At 35.6% G+C, this 16394-nt stretch carries 16 protein-coding genes and 1 pseudogene; 15 read left to right on the top strand and 2 right to left on the bottom strand.

All coding sequences use genetic code 11. The features are described from left to right. The first annotated feature begins 196 nt into the window (after positions 1-196). From P8M54_RS00390 to P8M54_RS00380, 3 genes are all read left to right on the top strand, one after another. Positions 197-1327, top strand: coding sequence for a DUF664 domain-containing protein (locus P8M54_RS00390; protein WP_300283742.1), 1131 nt, complete (start codon positions 197-199; stop codon positions 1325-1327). A gap of 45 nt (positions 1328-1372) precedes the next feature. Then, complete coding sequence (locus tag P8M54_RS00385; RefSeq protein WP_300283741.1) at positions 1373-1534, top strand: hypothetical protein; 162 nt, start codon at positions 1373-1375, stop codon at positions 1532-1534. 128 nt (positions 1535-1662) lie between these two features. Then, positions 1663-2202 carry a hypothetical protein gene (locus P8M54_RS00380; protein ID WP_300283739.1) on the top strand — a complete coding sequence of 180 codons (540 nt, stop codon included), beginning with the start codon at positions 1663-1665 and terminating at the stop codon, positions 2200-2202. 244 nt (positions 2203-2446) lie between these two features. On the opposite strand, the gene P8M54_RS00375 is transcribed toward P8M54_RS00380, so the two are convergent. Beyond that, a complete protein-coding gene (locus P8M54_RS00375) occupies positions 2447-3064 on the bottom strand; it encodes an outer membrane beta-barrel protein (protein ID WP_300283737.1) in 618 nt (205 codons plus the stop codon). Positions 3065-3275: 211 nt separating this feature from the next. Here P8M54_RS00375 and serS point away from each other — a divergent pair, with 211 nt between their 5' ends. From serS to P8M54_RS00330, 10 genes and pseudogenes are all read left to right on the top strand, one after another. After that, a complete protein-coding gene (serS, locus tag P8M54_RS00370) occupies positions 3276-4547 on the top strand; it encodes a serine--tRNA ligase (protein WP_300283735.1) in 1272 nt (423 codons plus the stop codon). A gap of 125 nt (positions 4548-4672) precedes the next feature. Then, the gene (locus P8M54_RS00365) at positions 4673-6451 is read left to right on the top strand and encodes a tetratricopeptide repeat protein (RefSeq protein WP_300283733.1); all 1779 of its coding nucleotides are present in this window, start codon (positions 4673-4675) and stop codon (positions 6449-6451) included. A 71-nt stretch (positions 6452-6522) separates the two neighbouring features. After that, positions 6523-6834, top strand: coding sequence for a DUF4286 family protein (locus tag P8M54_RS00360; RefSeq protein WP_300283731.1), 312 nt, complete (start codon positions 6523-6525; stop codon positions 6832-6834). A gap of 106 nt (positions 6835-6940) precedes the next feature. Then, positions 6941-7720 (top strand): 16S rRNA (adenine(1518)-N(6)/adenine(1519)-N(6))-dimethyltransferase RsmA, encoded by a 780-nt coding sequence (rsmA, locus tag P8M54_RS00355; protein ID WP_300283729.1) that lies wholly within the window; start codon positions 6941-6943, stop codon positions 7718-7720. Continuing rightward, positions 7710-9062, top strand: a complete 1353-nt coding sequence (gene mgtE, locus P8M54_RS00350) for a magnesium transporter (RefSeq protein ID WP_300283727.1) — start codon at positions 7710-7712, stop codon at positions 9060-9062. The genes rsmA and mgtE overlap by 11 nt, the downstream gene beginning before the upstream one ends. A gap of 50 nt (positions 9063-9112) precedes the next feature. Further along, positions 9113-9889, top strand: coding sequence for a pyrroline-5-carboxylate reductase (gene proC, locus P8M54_RS00345; RefSeq protein WP_300283725.1), 777 nt, complete (start codon positions 9113-9115; stop codon positions 9887-9889). A 659-nt stretch (positions 9890-10548) separates the two neighbouring features. After that, positions 10549-11433: pseudogene (locus P8M54_RS00340) on the top strand (2-hydroxyacid dehydrogenase); the annotation flags it as partial. Continuing rightward, a complete protein-coding gene (locus P8M54_RS16305) occupies positions 11413-11853 on the top strand; it encodes a VOC family protein (RefSeq protein ID WP_366525106.1) in 441 nt (146 codons plus the stop codon). The pseudogene P8M54_RS00340 and the gene P8M54_RS16305, both read left to right, overlap by 21 nt. A 28-nt stretch (positions 11854-11881) precedes the next feature. Then, complete coding sequence (locus tag P8M54_RS00335) at positions 11882-12265, top strand: DUF4234 domain-containing protein (protein ID WP_300283723.1); 384 nt, start codon at positions 11882-11884, stop codon at positions 12263-12265. Continuing rightward, positions 12240-12704, top strand: a complete 465-nt coding sequence (locus P8M54_RS00330; RefSeq protein WP_300283721.1) for a DUF2752 domain-containing protein — start codon at positions 12240-12242, stop codon at positions 12702-12704. Before P8M54_RS00335 ends, P8M54_RS00330 begins: the two co-directional genes overlap by 26 nt. Position 12705: 1 nt before the next feature. On the opposite strand, the gene P8M54_RS00325 is transcribed toward P8M54_RS00330, so the two are convergent. Further along, a complete protein-coding gene (locus P8M54_RS00325; RefSeq protein ID WP_300283719.1) occupies positions 12706-14508 on the bottom strand; it encodes a lysophospholipid acyltransferase family protein in 1803 nt (600 codons plus the stop codon). A gap of 136 nt (positions 14509-14644) precedes the next feature. Here P8M54_RS00325 and P8M54_RS00320 point away from each other — a divergent pair, with 136 nt between their 5' ends. Next, a complete protein-coding gene (locus tag P8M54_RS00320) occupies positions 14645-15409 on the top strand; it encodes an exodeoxyribonuclease III (protein WP_300283717.1) in 765 nt (254 codons plus the stop codon). 26 nt (positions 15410-15435) lie between these two features. Beyond that, positions 15436-16377: an OmpA family protein gene (locus tag P8M54_RS00315; RefSeq protein ID WP_300283715.1), complete on the top strand. Its 942-nt coding sequence runs from the start codon at positions 15436-15438 to the stop codon at positions 16375-16377. Positions 16378-16394: the final 17 nt, after the last annotated feature.

Genomic DNA, 16394 nt, shown 5'->3' with positions numbered 1-16394 from the left:
CGAAGCAATCGCATCTAGTAATTCCATCTAGATTATTACTCCTGTTAGTGGGTTTGCTTCGTTCCTCGAAAAGATAAATGGAGAAAGAATGGTTTAGAATGATTTTTTTTGTAAGAAAAGAGTATTTTTGAGAACTTAAAGAGCTACAGTGACTAATTAATTTATGAAACTCTGTAACTATTAAATTAGGTTTAATATGAAAAAATTAATTACGATCGTTTATTTGTTAACATTAGCATCGCTTTATTCTCAATCAACTAAGGAAATTAGTCAAGATTGGACTTCTTTTAACCAAACAATTGACGTAAAGACAGCTTCGCCAAAAAAATTTAAAATAGTTGCTTTTGTAAAAGTAGATTCGCAGGACGCAAATTCTTGGGCGGGTGTATGGGCTAGAGTAGATAACAAAGATAACAAAACTGGTTTTTTTGATAACATGAGTGACCGACCCGTAAAATTGAATGAATGGAAATCTTATACTGTCGAAGGAACAATTGATTCAAATTCAAAATCGCTAAGTTTTGGTGGCTTGTCTTTATATAACGGAAAATTCTATTTTGATAAATTTGAATTGTTCATCGAAAATGATAAAGGAGTTCTAACAGCCGTGCAAATTCCAAATTCGAGTTTTGAAATACCGCCTAAGAATAATGCAATACCAAAATGGAATATAGGTGTTTTAAATAACCAAAACCTTAAGGTTAAAGAGTATAAAATTACTTCTGTAACCGATAGTAAAGATGGTGCTGCAAGTATACAAATTGAGGGAAGTGGCATCAAATATAAAGAATTTGGAAAAATTGGGGACATTGAAGGTGTTTCTCCTCAAATTGGAGCGATGATTTCAATGCTAGAAGATTTAAAAGGGCGAGTAGAAAATACTGTAAAAAACATGAGTAAATATGAAATTGATTATTTACTCGATAAAGATGCAAATAGAATAGGAGCTTTAGTAATGCATTTAGCTGCAGCCGAGGCGTACTATCAAGTTTTTACATTTGAAAACAGAGAGTTTAATGCAGAAGAAGAGAAAAAATGGGGTGCTGCATTAGCTCTGGATCAAGGTGGTAGAGATGATTTTAAAGGGCACGATATTCAATATTATCTAGCTATTTACAATGAAGTTAGAGAAAAAACTATCAGTGAATTAAAAAAGAGAGACGATACTTGGTTCGCCGAGGTTCAAAAAGGAAATGGGATAAGTAACCAATATTGTTGGTTTCACGTAATGGAACATCAATCCAGTCATTTAGGGCAAATACTGTTTTTAAAAAAACGTATCAAACCTGAATTTGAAATTAAATTAGATGGAAAAATGAAAAATTAATGTTTATCAATTTAACAATCAGTAAATTGTATAAAATAAATAGCCATGCCTAAAGGACCCGAAAAAAACACTAAAAATAAAGCCTTACACACCAAATTATTAAATCGTAAAAAGGCTAAAGTACAGGAAGAGAAAAAGGAAAAAGCCTTGCGCTTAAAAGCTTTAGTTACGAAAATGAATCAACAAAAGAAGAGCGAGGAATTTTAAAAAAAGCTATGAATCTGTGGCAAATACTATTCGTCGATAAGAGTAGCTGCAATTAATTTGCGTTTAAAAATAGGTGCAACTCAATTATTTCCCCGAAATTTGCCATAAACTCTCTAAAAAGAAACGTCATGGAATTCGGTAAAATAATTATTTCAGAAACAGCGGCCGCTAGCGAAAACCCACAAGATATTATCAACTCAAATATATCAGTAATCAACTTAATGCGTGAGGAAAAAATCGATGACGATTTGATTCATGAAGATGCGTTAATGAGTTACTACCTTGACTACTATACTTCACAATACACTGAGGGTAATTTTGCACAATTTGTCTACAATTCACGTTGGAACAAAGAACTTAATGAACTAATTGAAGAGGGTTTGCAATTATTAGGCGCCGAAAAACATCTAGCTTTATTTAAAGAGCAGTGCAAAAAAGTGAGTTTAATGAGTTCAGTTAAGCGTGATAAGTTTTTTAAAGGGAAACTAGAAGGCGTAAACCCCGTTCGAGACTTGATGAATAGTGATACCTTTTACGAAATCGAAGAAAATTTAGTACACTTAAATGCTGCTTTCTTACAATCGCATCCTGATACCGAGGTACTTTCGGTAGATGAGATGTTCGCTGCTCTGGAAGAGTTCGTGGGTCATGAGATTAAAAGAGCTTAGTTGCTACCTCAAAAATTTAAACCTTTACTGTTTTGTCTCTTCAAAAATAATTATTAAACATTTGCAATTTTTTTAATTCACCTAGTAATATCTTCATCATTAAACCAAATATCAAAATAGATATGATTTAGACATGAAATTAAATAATTGGTTTGAAATCTTTATTTTCTGAATTACATTATACAGTAATTTGTCGCGGACAATAAAAAGAGAAAGGATAATTAATTGGTAGCCAATGTAACGCTTATTTTCTAAAAAAGTAAATAAGACCTACAGAGGAGTTAAGCAAATTGTTTTTCAAGCCAGACTGAGAAGCTGTTTCAGATGTTCCATCAAAATTTAAAATTTGTTTCGCATGCATCAAACTCGAAATATCGCCACTCAGGGATACATTGTTCGAAATCTTTAAGGTTGTAGTAAGGCCGTATATGACATTAATCAATTTGTCCTTTCTATTGTTTGAATCATTTTTAAATTGAGAAACTCCTGCTCCAGCATGAAACAGTATACCAACTCGTTCGGCTCTATTGTACAAGCCAAGTGCGTAGCCAACATCCGTAACTGCTTGGATATTAAATCTTGTATAGTTGGTTTCAAATTCTTGAGAATCTTTGCTGTTTTTAAATTTGTCATACCCAAGGTCTGCTTTGATACCAATATAAGGATTGAAAGTGTATCGTGTTCCTAAATCCACATGATAAAAACTAGGACTAGTTGTAAAATAGCCCGAACTCATAGTGTTAAAGGGCTTATTCACCCCAACATTAAACTCTAACGACCATTCCTGATAATCTCCTCTATATTCTTGTGCACTTAGATTAAATTGTAAAACTAGAAGGAGTAAAAGGAAAAGCTTTTTCATGACGGTAGATTGTTTTTAAATAGTTAAAAAGCAAATTTACTGTTTTTACCGAAAAAAATAGGATTAGGTGTAAAATTCTAAAGCTAGCTTGCTTTTTGCTTTAATGAAGCTTTATATCTCACTTTTCATTTGTACTTTGTCGTGTAAGTAGCAAACAATTACTTAAATTTGCTACCACAATAAGAAAGATACTAGTTATAAAAATCACACTATGTTACAAATTGCATTTATTAGAGAGAATCAAGAGAAGGTAATTCAAGCTTTGGCAAAAAAGAATATGGACGCCAAAACTGTGGTAGAAGCCGTAGTTGAATTAGACGAAAAACGTCGTGCTACCCAAGTTGAATTAGATAATATTCTAGCCGAATCTAATAAATTATCCAAAGACATTGGTGAACTGATGAAATCGGGTGAAAAAGCTAAAGCAGCAATTTTAAAAGAAAAGACAGTAATCAATAAGGAGAAAAGTAAAAAATTAGCCGAACAAGCGGATGCTTATGTAGCAGAGCTTACGGACAAATTATATACTTTACCTAATCTTCCTGCCGACATTGTTCCTGTGGGTAAAACACCCGAGGAAAACCTAAATGTTTTTGAAGCAGGAACGGTTCCAGTATTGCATGAAGGAGCACAACCACATTGGGAGTTGGTGAAAAAATATGATATTATTGATTTTGAACTAGGAAATAAAATCACCGGTGCTGGTTTTCCTGTTTATAAAGGTAAAGGAGCACGTTTACAACGCGCTTTAATCAATTACTTTTTAGATAAAAACACTGAAGCTGGTTACAACGAAGTGCAAGTGCCACATCTTGTAAACGAAGCTTCGGCCTACGGAACAGGACAATTACCGGACAAAGAAGGTCAAATGTACCATGATGCAACCGATGATTTGTATTTAATTCCAACAGCTGAGGTGCCTGTGACTAACTTATTTAGAGATGTTATTTTATCTGAAAATGAATTACCTGTTCTAACAACAGCATACACACCGTGTTTTCGTCGTGAAGCAGGTTCTTACGGAGCACATGTTCGCGGTTTGAATCGTTTACACCAATTTGACAAAGTCGAAATTGTACGCGTAGAGCATCCTGATAAATCGTACGAAGCGCTAGACGGAATGGTAGAGCATGTAAAGCACATCTTAGACGAGTTGAAATTACCATATCGTATCCTGCGTTTGTGCGGCGGAGATATGGGTTTTGCTTCGGCTTTGACGTACGATTTTGAAGTTTTCTCAACAGCGCAAGACCGATGGTTAGAGATTTCTTCAGTGTCCAACTTCGAAACGTTTCAATCAAATCGATTAAAGTTACGTTTTAAAGATAAAGATGGTAAAAATCAACTAGCGCACACCCTTAACGGAAGTTCATTGGCATTACCAAGAGTGCTGGCAGGAATTCTCGAAAATTATCAAAGTCCGGAAGGAATTGTAATTCCTGAGGTACTGCGACCGTATTGCGGGTTTGATATTATTGATTAAATTTTAGCCTTTTTTAGTAACCGAGAATTCGCAAATTTTTTCTTTTTTAAAGTAATTGAAATTTGCGAATTTGCGGTTAAATTGGGTTGCGATTAACGAAGCTTTTGTGAATAAAAGCATTAATTATGAAAAAGCTCTTTCTTCTTACTATTTTGTCATTTTCGTTTTTTGCTCAAGCTCAAAACGAACAGTTGGCGCAATATTATTATGAAAAAGGAGATTTTGAGAAAGCAAAATTAAGTTACGAGGAATTACTTGAAAATGTGCCGCAAAACACTCAATATTTTCTAAGAGTTGTCGATTGTTACCAGCAACTACAACAATATGAAATTGCGGACAAAGCCCTGCAAAGCAGGATTGATAAATACCATCAAGGTAATATTTTGGTAGAGCTTGGCTATAATTATCAATTACAAAAAAAAGATACTAAGGCTAAGGAGTGTTACGACCAAGCTATAGATAAGATTCGGAAAAATCCAAATGAGGTTTTTGCTGTTGCTGCCGCTTTTGAAAAAAAAGTGTTACTAGAATATGCTTTGGAAGCTTATGATATCGCTACTCAAATGTTACCCACTTTTAGTTTTAATTATCAAAAAGGACTGTTGTACGGACAATTAGGGCAATCCGATAAAATGATTGAAATGTTCTTGGATGAAGCCGAGGCACACCCAGAAAATTCAGTAGTGATTCAAAGTCAGTTCATGCGCTTTATGGCGGATGCCAGCGATACTAGTTTTAGTGACGCGCTACGAAAAGCATTGATTGTTAGGGTTCAAAAATCGCAAGATCTTTTTTGGAATCATTATTTGAGTTGGTTTTATGTGCAAGGAAAAGAATTGGGTAAAGCTTTTGTACAAGAAAAAGCGATTTATAAAAGAGTGCCTGAATCACTCTCCAATATAATAAACTTAGCACAGCTCGCTATTCAAGAAAATGATGAAGAGACAGCTACAGAGGTTTTGGGATTTGTTTTAGAAAACACCAAAGATTTGCAGTTATTGGTTCAAGCCCATTCTTATTTGTTAAAAATTAAAATTCAAAATGCTAAAGCAAAGGATTATCCTGCCATTACAACAGCTATTGATGGTTTGATTAAAGAATTCGAACTTAGTCCATTTACTTTGTCTTTACAGTTAATTCAAGCCCATTTTATTGCTTTCAATTTAAATAAACCTGAGGAAGCAAGAACAATTTTAAAGCGAGCACTGGACCTTAATTTAAGTAATTATGAGCAGGCTCAGGTAAAAATGGAACTAGCGGATGTTTTATTATTCGAAGAAAAATTCAACCAAGCTTTAATTTATTATTCTCAAATTGAAATGGATCTTAAAAATGACGCTATGGCTCATGAAGCAACATTGAAAGCAGCAAAAACTAGTTATTTTAAAACCGATTTTGATTGGGCTTTAAAGCAGTTTAAAGAACTTAAGTCAGCTAGTACGCAGCTTATCGCTAATGATGCCTTGGAGTATTTTTTACTCATTAATGATAACACGGTAGCAGATTCGACACAAACCGCCTTAGGTGTTTTTGCAAAAGGTGATTATCTGTTATATCAAAATAGAAACACAGAGGCAGTTGCACTTTTCCAGTCGATATTACAAAAATTTAAAGGACAAGAAATCGAAAGCGTTACTTTATTACGACTTGGAACTGTTTACGAAAAAATGGGCGAATATAATTTGGCCTTGAGCCAATATCAAAATATTATAGACCATCATAATGATGGCATCTATACTGATGAAGCGCTGTTTTTTTCGGCAGAAATATACAATAACAAACTGCAAGAACCCGATAAAGCGAAACCACTGTACGAGAAAATTATTTTTAACCATGAAGATAGTATTTACTTTGTTGAGGCTAGAAAGAAATTCAGGCAACTACGCGGCGATCTAAACTTATAAATGAATAGAACGGTAGGTATTTTAAAAGTACTACTGTCAATAAACGAATAACAATCAATAAATAAAATACAATGATCATATATAATGTTACCAGTAATGTGCACGAAAGTATTCACGATCAATGGATGATTTGGATGCAGCACAAGCATATTCCAGAAATTTTAGCAACCGGTAAGTTTGTTTCAGCGCGATTGGTTCGTGTTTTAATCGAAGAAGAAATGGGCGGTGTAACCTACTCAGCACAGTACACAACTGACAGTAAAGATACTTTGGAAAGGTATTATCAAGAAGATGCACCAGGATTTAGAGCAGAGATTGAAAAATTATTTGGCGAAAAAGTATTGGCTTTTAGAACGGAGCTGCAAGTGATTTCAGATCATTAAGATTTGTTACAAACGGTTCGAAGCTAGCTTTAGACATAAAACTAGGTTGGGGCTCGAATCATAATTACACATTGTACCTAACAGCCGATGTGTTTAATACAAGAAAATGGAAAAAGTAAAAGCTAAAAAACACCTCGGACAACACTTTTTAAAGGATGAAAGCATTGCAAAAGCAATTGCTGACACTATCAATCTTGAAGGGTACGAAGATGTTTTAGAGATAGGACCAGGAATGGGTGTTTTAACGAAGTATTTGTTAGACAAACCTATAAACACCTATGTAATTGAAATCGATACAGAATCAGTAGATTATTTAGATGCTAATTATCCAAAATTAAAAGACAAAATCATTTCGAAGGATTTCCTTCGCTATGATATCAATGAAGTCTTTCAAGGGAAACAGTTCGCTATTATTGGGAATTTCCCATACAACATATCGACTCAAATTGTGTTTAAAACTTTGGAGTTGAAACATCAAATTCCCGAGTTTGCAGGAATGTTTCAAAAAGAAGTGGCTGAGCGTATTTGTGAGAAGAAGGGTAGTAAGGCTTACGGGATTCTCTCCGTTTTGGCGCAAGCCTTTTATGACGTAGAGTATTTATTTACTGTAGATGAAAATGTATTTATTCCGCCACCTAAAGTAAAATCAGGCGTGATGCGCATGCGTCGAAAAGAAGATTTTAGTTTGCCTTGCGGCGAAAAGTTATTCTATATGGTTGTTAAAACCGCTTTTCAGCAACGCCGAAAAACATTGCGCAATAGCTTGAAAACATTAAACCTTTCAGATGCTTTGCGAGAAGACCTTGTTTTTAACTTGCGACCAGAGCAGCTAGATGTAGCCGAATTTATAGCACTGACCCAAAAAATAGAAGCCGATGGAATTTAAAATCAGTAAAGACTTAATACTCGAATTAGAACAGCACATTGTCAATAAAAATGATCGGGAGTTAGAACGCCTGCTTCATGACATGCACCATGCTGATATAGCAGAGATTCTGGATGAACTTGATTTTGATGAGGCTACTTATATTTTCAAGGTATTAGATTCAGAGAAAACCTCCGAGATATTACTAGAATTAGAGGATGATTTAAGAGAGAATATCCTTAAACGCTTATCTGCCAAAGAAATCGCTGAGGAGCTAGATGAGCTAAATACCGATGATGCTGCGGATATCATCGCTGAGCTTTCGCAATCCAAAAAAGAGGAAGTAATCTCAGAGTTGGATGATTTAGAGCACGCCAAGGACATTATTGACTTATTGCGCTACGACGAGGATTCGGCGGGTGGTTTAATGGGGAAAGAGCTAGTAAAAGTAAACGAAAACTGGAGCGTACTCACTTGTGTAAAGGAAATGCGTGCACAGGCCGAAAACGTTTCACGAGTGCATTCGATCTATGTAGTTGATGATGAAAACAGGTTAAAAGGACGCTTATCTTTAAAGGACTTATTGACTACCTCTACTAAAACACAAATAGCAGATATTTACATTAAAAAAGTAACTTTCGTTAATGTGGATGCCGAAGATGTTGAGGTGGCTCGTATCATGCAAAAATACGATCTTGAAGCTATTCCTGTTGTCGATGCGATGGGCAGGTTAGTAGGGCGTATTACTATTGATGATATTATTGATGTAATTAGAGATGAAGCCGATAAGGATTACCAATTAGCAGCGGGTATCTCCCAAGACGTTGAAGCCGATGATAGTATTTTAGAATTAACCAAGGCGCGATTGCCATGGTTGGTTTTAGCCTTATTAGGAGGTTTTATTACGGTTAGAGTTTTAGGTTTGTTTGAAGGCGCGATGCTCGAACACGGTAATTTATTCTTTTTTACGCCACTAATTGCGGCTATGGCAGGGAATGTTGGGGTACAGTCTTCAGCGATTATTGTGCAAGGTTTAGCAAACAATACTTTGAGTGGTTCTTTATTTAATCGTCTAATCAAGGAAATTGCTTTGAGTTTATTAAATGGTGCGATTTTATCGGCTATTTTATTTACGGGCAGCTATTTTTTATTGGGTGAGCCGCCTATAATTGGGTTCGTGATTTGCTGTGCTTTGATATCTGTGATTATCATAGCATCCTTAATAGGAACATTTGTTCCCTTGTTACTAGATAAATTTGGGATCGACCCCGCATTGGCTACGGGACCTTTTATAACGACAAGCAATGATATTTGTGGAATCTTAATTTATTTCTCTATTGCAAGAATGATATTAGGGTTTTAATTTATCAACAACTACTACTAAACAACTACAACCAACTAACAACCAAGATTATGAATATTCACATTATAGGAGGCGGAAATTTAGGTGCTTCAGTAGCACTAGGTTTTGCTAAATTCTCCAGTGGTCATCAGATAACAGTTACTAGACGAACGATTAGTAAGATTCAGCATTTAGAAGCGGTTGGCGTGATGCTTTCCGCAGATAATACGGCAGGAATTGAAAAGGCAGATATTATTATCTTAACCATAAAACCATATCAAGTAGATTTGGTCTTAGCCGAAATTTTGCCGTTCATAAAGAATAAAATCATCGCCTCTGCAGTTAGTGGTTTGTCAATAGAATCACTGCAAAATAAGATTGGTTTGGAGAATCAAGCCATTCGAATTATGCCAAACATCGCCGCGCAATTTGGAGAGTCAGCTACTTGTATTTCTTTTCAAGAGCAGCATGCAGTTCAAGGGCAGCAATTAGTTGCCTTGTTTAAGGATTTAGGGACAGCGCCAGTTATTGATGAAAAATTAATGGACGCCGCTACTGTACTTGCTGCTAGTGGAACCGCGTTTGCTTTGCGCTATATTCGTGCCTCTATGCAAGCGGGAATCGAAATTGGATTTGATTGGCAAACTGCTTTAGCCATTTCGGCTCAAACGGTAAAAGGTGCTGCTGCAATGATTATGGAAGAGCAGGTACATCCAGAGCAATTGATAGATCGTGTTACCACTCCAAAAGGCTGCACAATCGCAGGCTTAAACGAAATGGAGATGCATGGATTTAGCTCATCATTGATCAGAGGGATCAAAACGTCTTTGAATCAAATAAAAGGATAATTTTGAACTGTTCTATAGGTTTGTTAGTGGTCTAAGTTCATTAATTAAGTTGTAAGATACACCATAACAATAAGTTAAGTTGTATTAAATTTTGAGAAAGCTGTCGTTTATCGAAAAAACAGGGCGATCATAGAAAACGTTAAAAGGTTTTGAATTTGTTCCTTTTTTCGTAACTTAGTTAAGTACTCAAGTCGATCTTTTATCCTAGTAACTAATGTTTTAAACTAAACAATTAAAACCTATTATCATGAAAAAGTTATTTGACAGTTTTTACGACGCAATTTCAAATTTTTTATTCGGTGGTCAAAGCGTTTCACGACTATAATTATTAATCAGCAAGTAATTGCTCAATAAAGTAAATAGTATGACGCAAAAACACTCCTTGTATTAATTTGAAGACAAACCCATTTTTAAACAAATTTGTTTTAAAAATGGGTTTTTTTATGGTGCTATTTTCCATTTTTTAGAAATCACCGCTACAGCATGGCTTATTGGTTTTCCTATTACAAGCCTTTTTTTATAAATTTTAGTATCAAACTTGCCAATCAACTGTTGGGTAGTCTTAAGATTTGTAACTTTGATCCATTATCTAATCAAACACAACTATTTTGAAACAAGAAATTAGAGTGCTGCATATCGACAGTAACCATCCCGTTTTAATGCAAGGACTACAGGATTTAGGTTGTATAAACGAAACTGATTTTAGCTCGTCTAAGGAAGAAATAGAGTCTAAAATACACGAGTATCACGGAATCGTTATTCGTAGTCGCTTTAAGATCGATAAGCACTTTCTTGAAAAAGCGACAAACTTACAGTTTATTGCTCGAGTAGGTGCCGGCCTCGAAAGTATAGATTGTGATTATGCTACAAGTAAAAACATAACCTTAATCGCTGCTCCGGAAGGCAACAGGAATGCAGTTGCTGAGCATACTTTGGGAATGATTCTTTCCCTTTTTAACAAGCTAAATACAGCCGACAGAGAAATTCGTTCCGGACAGTGGAACCGCGAAAGTAATCGGGGTCATGAACTTGATGGTAAAACGGTTGGTATCATCGGATACGGAAACATGGGTAAAGCTTTTGCAAAAAAACTACGTGGTTTTGATGTCGAAGTTTTGTGCTACGATATTCTTGATAATGTGGGTGATGCTAATGCAAAGCAAGTCGCTTTTGATGAATTTCAGCAAAAAGTAGAAGTTTTAAGTTTACACCTGCCGTGGACTCCTGAGACGGACCGTATGGTCGATGCGAAATTCATAGCTGGATTTACCAATCCAATATGGATTATCAATACGTCAAGAGGAAAAAATATAGTAACCGAAGATCTCGTGGCCGCGATGAAGACCGGAAAAATAGCTGGTGCTGGACTGGATGTTTTAGAATATGAAAAACTTTCATTTGAAACGTTGTTTCAAGAGGATAGCTCACCAGTGGCATTTCAATATTTACTAGAGGCACCCAATGTAATCTTAACACCGCATGTTGCGGGTTGGACCTTTGAGAGTCATGAGCGGCTTGCACAAGTGATTGTCGACAAAGTGAAATACAAGTATTTCGGTGAGCCCGAGGTTGAAAACGTGGATAAGCGAGTAACAGGAATTGGTGGTTTTTTCTTTAAATCTACAAATTCAAAAGCGCTAGTGGCTTGGTACGGCAAACATTTAGGTTTAAAAACCGATGAATACGGTTCTACTTTTTGGTGGAAAGATAAAAGCGGGAACGATTGTTCTACGCAATGGTCTCCCTTTGCGAATGACACAACTTATTTTGCGCCAAGCGAAAAACAATTCATGCAAAACTTCCGCGTAGAGGACCTTGAGAATTTGTTAAAAAAATTAGCTGATGAAGGTGTAACAATAATAGGTAAGATGGAGACTTATGAGTATGGAAAATTTGGTTGGATTGTGGATCCTGAAGGAAATAAAATTGAACTTTGGGAACCAATCGACAAAGTATTTCTATAAATAACACTTTATTAACTAAACCAAAAAAATGGAAACCACAAAAACAGAACATTGGAATCAATCCAATAAACCGATCCCAGTATTTAAAGTAGACCCGATCATGGTATTAATCTTAGGATTTGTAACCTGCGGATTGTATCATATTTATTGGAATATTAAAATCGCTGAAGTTTTAAACGCAGTGGCGGAAAGAGAAGTAATTTCGTCGCCAATAGCTATTTTTTCGGGCTGTTGTTTTCCAATTAATATTTATTTCTTTTATTTAGCGGGTCGCGAAGGATTACCTCAAGTTTACAAACGTATTGGTTATCCTCATAAGGATGATTCGACCTTATTGATTGTTTTAGGTTTTTTCTTTCCTATGGCTGCAGCAATGATTGTTCAAAATGACATTAATAAACTTTACAATTAATACAAAAGCACAACGTAAAATTTACGGAATTATCGCGGCAGTAGTCACATTGATGGTTCCGTTAATTTTATTGTTTTTTAATCAAGATGCGCATCTGGAAACAGATCAATCACTTTGCCCTTTAAAAATGCTTACGGGTTTTCCTTGCCCTGGCTGCGGTATCACTAAGTCACTTGTTTATTTTTACGAAGGAGATCTTCTAAAAAGTTTGTATTACCATATTTTAGGTCCCTTTGTAGTAGTATTTTGCGTGGTTACGATACTTGTGCTAGGCACAGAGTTAATTACTAAAAAAGAATACTTTAACAGTTTGTTGTATAACAAAAAAATAGCCTATGGTTTGGCTATTTTCTTGGGCGTATATCATTTAATTCGAATTGTTTACTTCATACAACGGCATTCTCTCGATGAGATCGTAAAGGAATCCATCTGGAGGTAAACTAATCCTCTTTATCTGCTAATTTTCTTTCTAATTCAGCTTGAAACTCTTCCATAACGGGCTTCATAGTGCTTTCAGGAATATCAGCGATTCTAATGTACATTAAACCATCTACAGCATTATTAAACAGTGGGTCTACATTAAAAGCTACCACTCTAGCATTTTGCTTGATGTATTTTTTGATCAAAACAGGTAAGCGTAAAACACCTGGTTCTAGCTCATCAATAATTTTGTCAAATTTATTTAAATCGGCTTCGGTTTCATTAAAAATGAAATCTTTATCAGCATCTTTAAGTTTTACTTTATAAGCCTTTTTAGGGTGAATGTACTGTGCGATGTATGGATCGTAATAATTAGATTTCATAAACTCGATCATCAATGATTTTGAGAAATCAGAAAATTGATTGCTTATGCTCACACCTCCAAGTAAGAACTTATGTTCAGGAAAACGCAAGGTGGTATGAATAATTCCTTTCCACAACAAGAAAAGAGGCATTGGTTTTTGTTGGTATTCTTTAATGATAAAAGCGCGACCCATTTCGATCGATTTGTTCATCATGTCATGAAGCTCAGGCTCAAAACGAAACAGTTCATTTAGGTAAAACCCCTCAATACCATATTTAGGATAAATCTCTGACCCCAATCCCATCCGATAAGCACCTGCGATTTTCTTAGCGTCCTCGTCCCAAAGAAATAAATGATGGTAATACTGATCAAATTTGTCTAAATCAATAGATTCATTTGTACCTTCTCCTACCTCTCTAAACGTAATTTCACGCAAGCGCCCAATTTCGTGTAGTATGTTGGGTATGTTTTTAGCTGCCGCAAAAAATACTTCGTAGTTTTTACTTTGCAATAACCTACAATCCGTATCTCGTAATGCGTTTACTTCGATAGTCATTTTATCAACATTGGCCGGAGTAGCAATTTCTTTCGGGCTCTTTGGAAGTTTTAAAATAGGAGGCGTCAGCAATTTGCTCTCTTTTTCAAAAGGATTGGCAAGCATGTATGTTTTTTTCCTTAAAAATTCAGAATAACTTTCAAGTGAAACATGTTCGTTTTGTTCCGCAACAGAAATCGGTTTACCAATTCGCACTTTAATCACGCGATGCTTTTGACTAAAAACTTCCGAAGGTAATTTAGCAGTACGCAAGGTGCCGCTTATTTTTGAAAGTAGGTAAAAAAGCCTACTGTTTTTTGCATGAAAATAAATAGGAACAACAGGAACTTGTGCTTTTCGGATTACTTTAATAGCGCCTTCCTCCCAAGGTTTGTCGACCATTAATTGGCCGTCTTTATAGCTGGAAACTTCACCTGCAGGAAACATCCCTAAAGGTTTGCCATCGCTTAAATGGCGCAACGTTTCTTTTATCCCTACCACGCTTGATTTAGCATCCTTGTGATTTTCAAAAGGATTAACAGGCATGATGTATTCTTTTAAAGGGGCTATTCGATGTAAAAGAAAATTGGCGATAATTTTAAAATTAGGCTCTCTTTCTAACATCAATTTCAGTAATAGAACACCATCTATTCCTCCAAGTGGGTGATTAGATATTGTGATGTAAGCGCCCTCTTTGGGTAGTCGCTTCAAATCTTCATCAGGGATCTCAAATTTTATTTGTAAATCATCTACGATAGCATTGAGGAAATCAATGTCTTTTAAGTGTTTGTTACTGTCGTAAAACTTATTAAGCGTAGATATCTTCAGGACTTTCATTAATAACCAACCCGAAAAGGTTCCGAAAACCCCATATTTATCAGCATTTATTGCTTTGGCAACTTCTTTGGCGGTAACTAAACCCATTTATTCTTGTTTTTTGAGCGAAAAACAAAGATAGAAAAAAACTCCATGCAGTGGCTATCGTAGTCTTGGATTTTCACGTTTTAATACCTTTCCTTTTTTAATTTTTAGTACTTTTGGAATTAAAAATTAAGCTAAAATGAAGATTATCTCTTATAACGTCAACGGAATTCGTGCAGCGATTTCGAAAGGATTTATATCATGGCTGCAACAAGCAAATCCTGATGTCATTTGCCTTCAGGAAATTAAGGCCACGCCCGAGCAAATCCCCTTAGCCGATTTTGAAGCGGCAGGTTACCCTTATCATTATTGGTTTCCAGCAACTAAAAAAGGATATAGCGGCACTGCGATTTTGTCTAAAATCAAACCGAATAACGTTATATACGGAACCGGAATCGAGCATATGGATTTTGAAGGTCGTAATGTGCGCTTGGATTTTGATGATTTATCGGTAATGAGTTTGTATTTGCCATCAGGCACGAATGCAGAGCGCCTAGGGCATAAATTCATGTACATGGATGATTTTCAGAATTACATTACTGAATTGAAAAAAGAGATTCCCAATTTGGTAATCTGTGGTGATTATAATATTTGCCATGAGGCTATCGATATTCATGATCCTATTCGAAATAAAAAAACATCCGGATTTTTACCAGAAGAAAGAGCATGGTTAGATGGCTTTTTAAATAATGGGTTTATAGATAGTTTTCGCTTCCTGAACAAGGAACCAGATAATTATACCTGGTGGACCATGCGTTTTCCATCAGCAAGACTCAATAATAAAGGGTGGCGCATTGATTATTGCTTGGTAAGTGAACCTTTGAAAGAAAGAATAGTAAGAGCACTTATCTTACCTGAAGCAAAACATTCAGATCATTGTCCCGTTCTTGTAGAAGTAGTTTAATAGATATTCCAATTAAAAATATAAAAATGATAAAGAAAATTTCCCTAGGATTACTAGTAATGGCACTTAGTACTTCCTGTGTTTCTAAAAAGATATACAATGATTTAGAAAGTAAGTATGCCGATTTAAAGAAAGAAACAAGAAGTGTAGCGGATGAAAATGCCAATTTGCAAAAAGCTAAAAATCAGTTAGAGCTCGATAGAGAGGCACTTAAAACGGAGTTAGCCAAAGTAAAATCAGAGCGCGAAAAGTCACTAGCCGAAGCTGCTGCCTTAAGAGACAAAATGAAAGTATTGCAAGACTCATATGCAGCACTAGAAAAAAATAGTGGCGAGGCATTGCAGTCTAACATGAATAAAAATCGTGATTTACTCGCACAGTTGGATGCCAAAGCCAAAGCTTTAGCCATTGAACAAGAGCGATTGAGTAAAAGCGCACAACGTTTGCAAGAATTAGAGAATTTAATTGCTGCTAAAGAAGCAACAATGCGAAAATTGAAAGAAACCTTATCAAATGCATTAAATGGTTTTGAAAGTAAAGGACTTACTGTAGAACAAAAAAACGGAAAGGTATATGTGTCCATGGAGAATAAATTACTTTTTAATCCAGGTAGTTGGTCTGTTGGTCCAGAGGGTAAAAAAGCAGTAGTAGAACTAGGTAAAGTATTAGGCGAAAATCCTGATATTGCTGTTTTAATTGAAGGTCATACTGATAATGATCCGTATGGAGGATCAGGTCCAATTTCAGATAACTGGGATTTGTCGACTAAAAGAGCTACCGCTATCGTTGCCATTTTAAGCGAAAATAAAGCGATTAATAAAAAGAGCTTAACTGCGGCAGGAAGAGGACAGTGGTCGCCATTAGCTGGAAATGAAACGGCCGAGGGTAAAGCTAAAAATCGTAGAATCGAAATTATTTTGACTCCAAGATTAGATGAAATTGCCGATATGTTAAACGATATCGACTAGACATTCTTTAAATAAAA

The organism is Flavobacterium sp. (assembly GCF_029242675.1).
Classification (GTDB): Bacteria; Bacteroidota; Bacteroidia; order Flavobacteriales; family Flavobacteriaceae; genus Flavobacterium.
The sequence above is the reverse complement of the archived record's forward strand: the minus strand, read 5'-3'. Positions and strand labels throughout refer to the sequence as shown.

Coding starts and splice junctions, on each gene's coding strand:
- serS (WP_300283735.1), top strand. CDS start 3,276: ATGTTACAAATTGCATTTATTAGAGAGAATCAAGAGAAGGTAATTCAA.
- P8M54_RS00380 (WP_300283739.1), top strand. CDS start 1,663: ATGGAATTCGGTAAAATAATTATTTCAGAAACAGCGGCCGCTAGCGAA.
- P8M54_RS00315 (WP_300283715.1), top strand. CDS start 15,436: ATGATAAAGAAAATTTCCCTAGGATTACTAGTAATGGCACTTAGTACT.
- P8M54_RS00375 (WP_300283737.1), bottom strand. CDS start 3,064: ATGAAAAAGCTTTTCCTTTTACTCCTTCTAGTTTTACAATTTAATCTA.
- P8M54_RS00360 (WP_300283731.1), top strand. CDS start 6,523: ATGATCATATATAATGTTACCAGTAATGTGCACGAAAGTATTCACGAT.
- proC (WP_300283725.1), top strand. CDS start 9,113: ATGAATATTCACATTATAGGAGGCGGAAATTTAGGTGCTTCAGTAGCA.
- P8M54_RS00335 (WP_300283723.1), top strand. CDS start 11,882: ATGGAAACCACAAAAACAGAACATTGGAATCAATCCAATAAACCGATC.
- rsmA (WP_300283729.1), top strand. CDS start 6,941: ATGGAAAAAGTAAAAGCTAAAAAACACCTCGGACAACACTTTTTAAAG.
- P8M54_RS00320 (WP_300283717.1), top strand. CDS start 14,645: ATGAAGATTATCTCTTATAACGTCAACGGAATTCGTGCAGCGATTTCG.
- P8M54_RS00365 (WP_300283733.1), top strand. CDS start 4,673: ATGAAAAAGCTCTTTCTTCTTACTATTTTGTCATTTTCGTTTTTTGCT.
- P8M54_RS00385 (WP_300283741.1), top strand. CDS start 1,373: ATGCCTAAAGGACCCGAAAAAAACACTAAAAATAAAGCCTTACACACC.
- P8M54_RS00330 (WP_300283721.1), top strand. CDS start 12,240: ATGACATTAATAAACTTTACAATTAATACAAAAGCACAACGTAAAATT.
- P8M54_RS00390 (WP_300283742.1), top strand. CDS start 197: ATGAAAAAATTAATTACGATCGTTTATTTGTTAACATTAGCATCGCTT.
- mgtE (WP_300283727.1), top strand. CDS start 7,710: ATGGAATTTAAAATCAGTAAAGACTTAATACTCGAATTAGAACAGCAC.
- P8M54_RS00325 (WP_300283719.1), bottom strand. CDS start 14,508: ATGGGTTTAGTTACCGCCAAAGAAGTTGCCAAAGCAATAAATGCTGAT.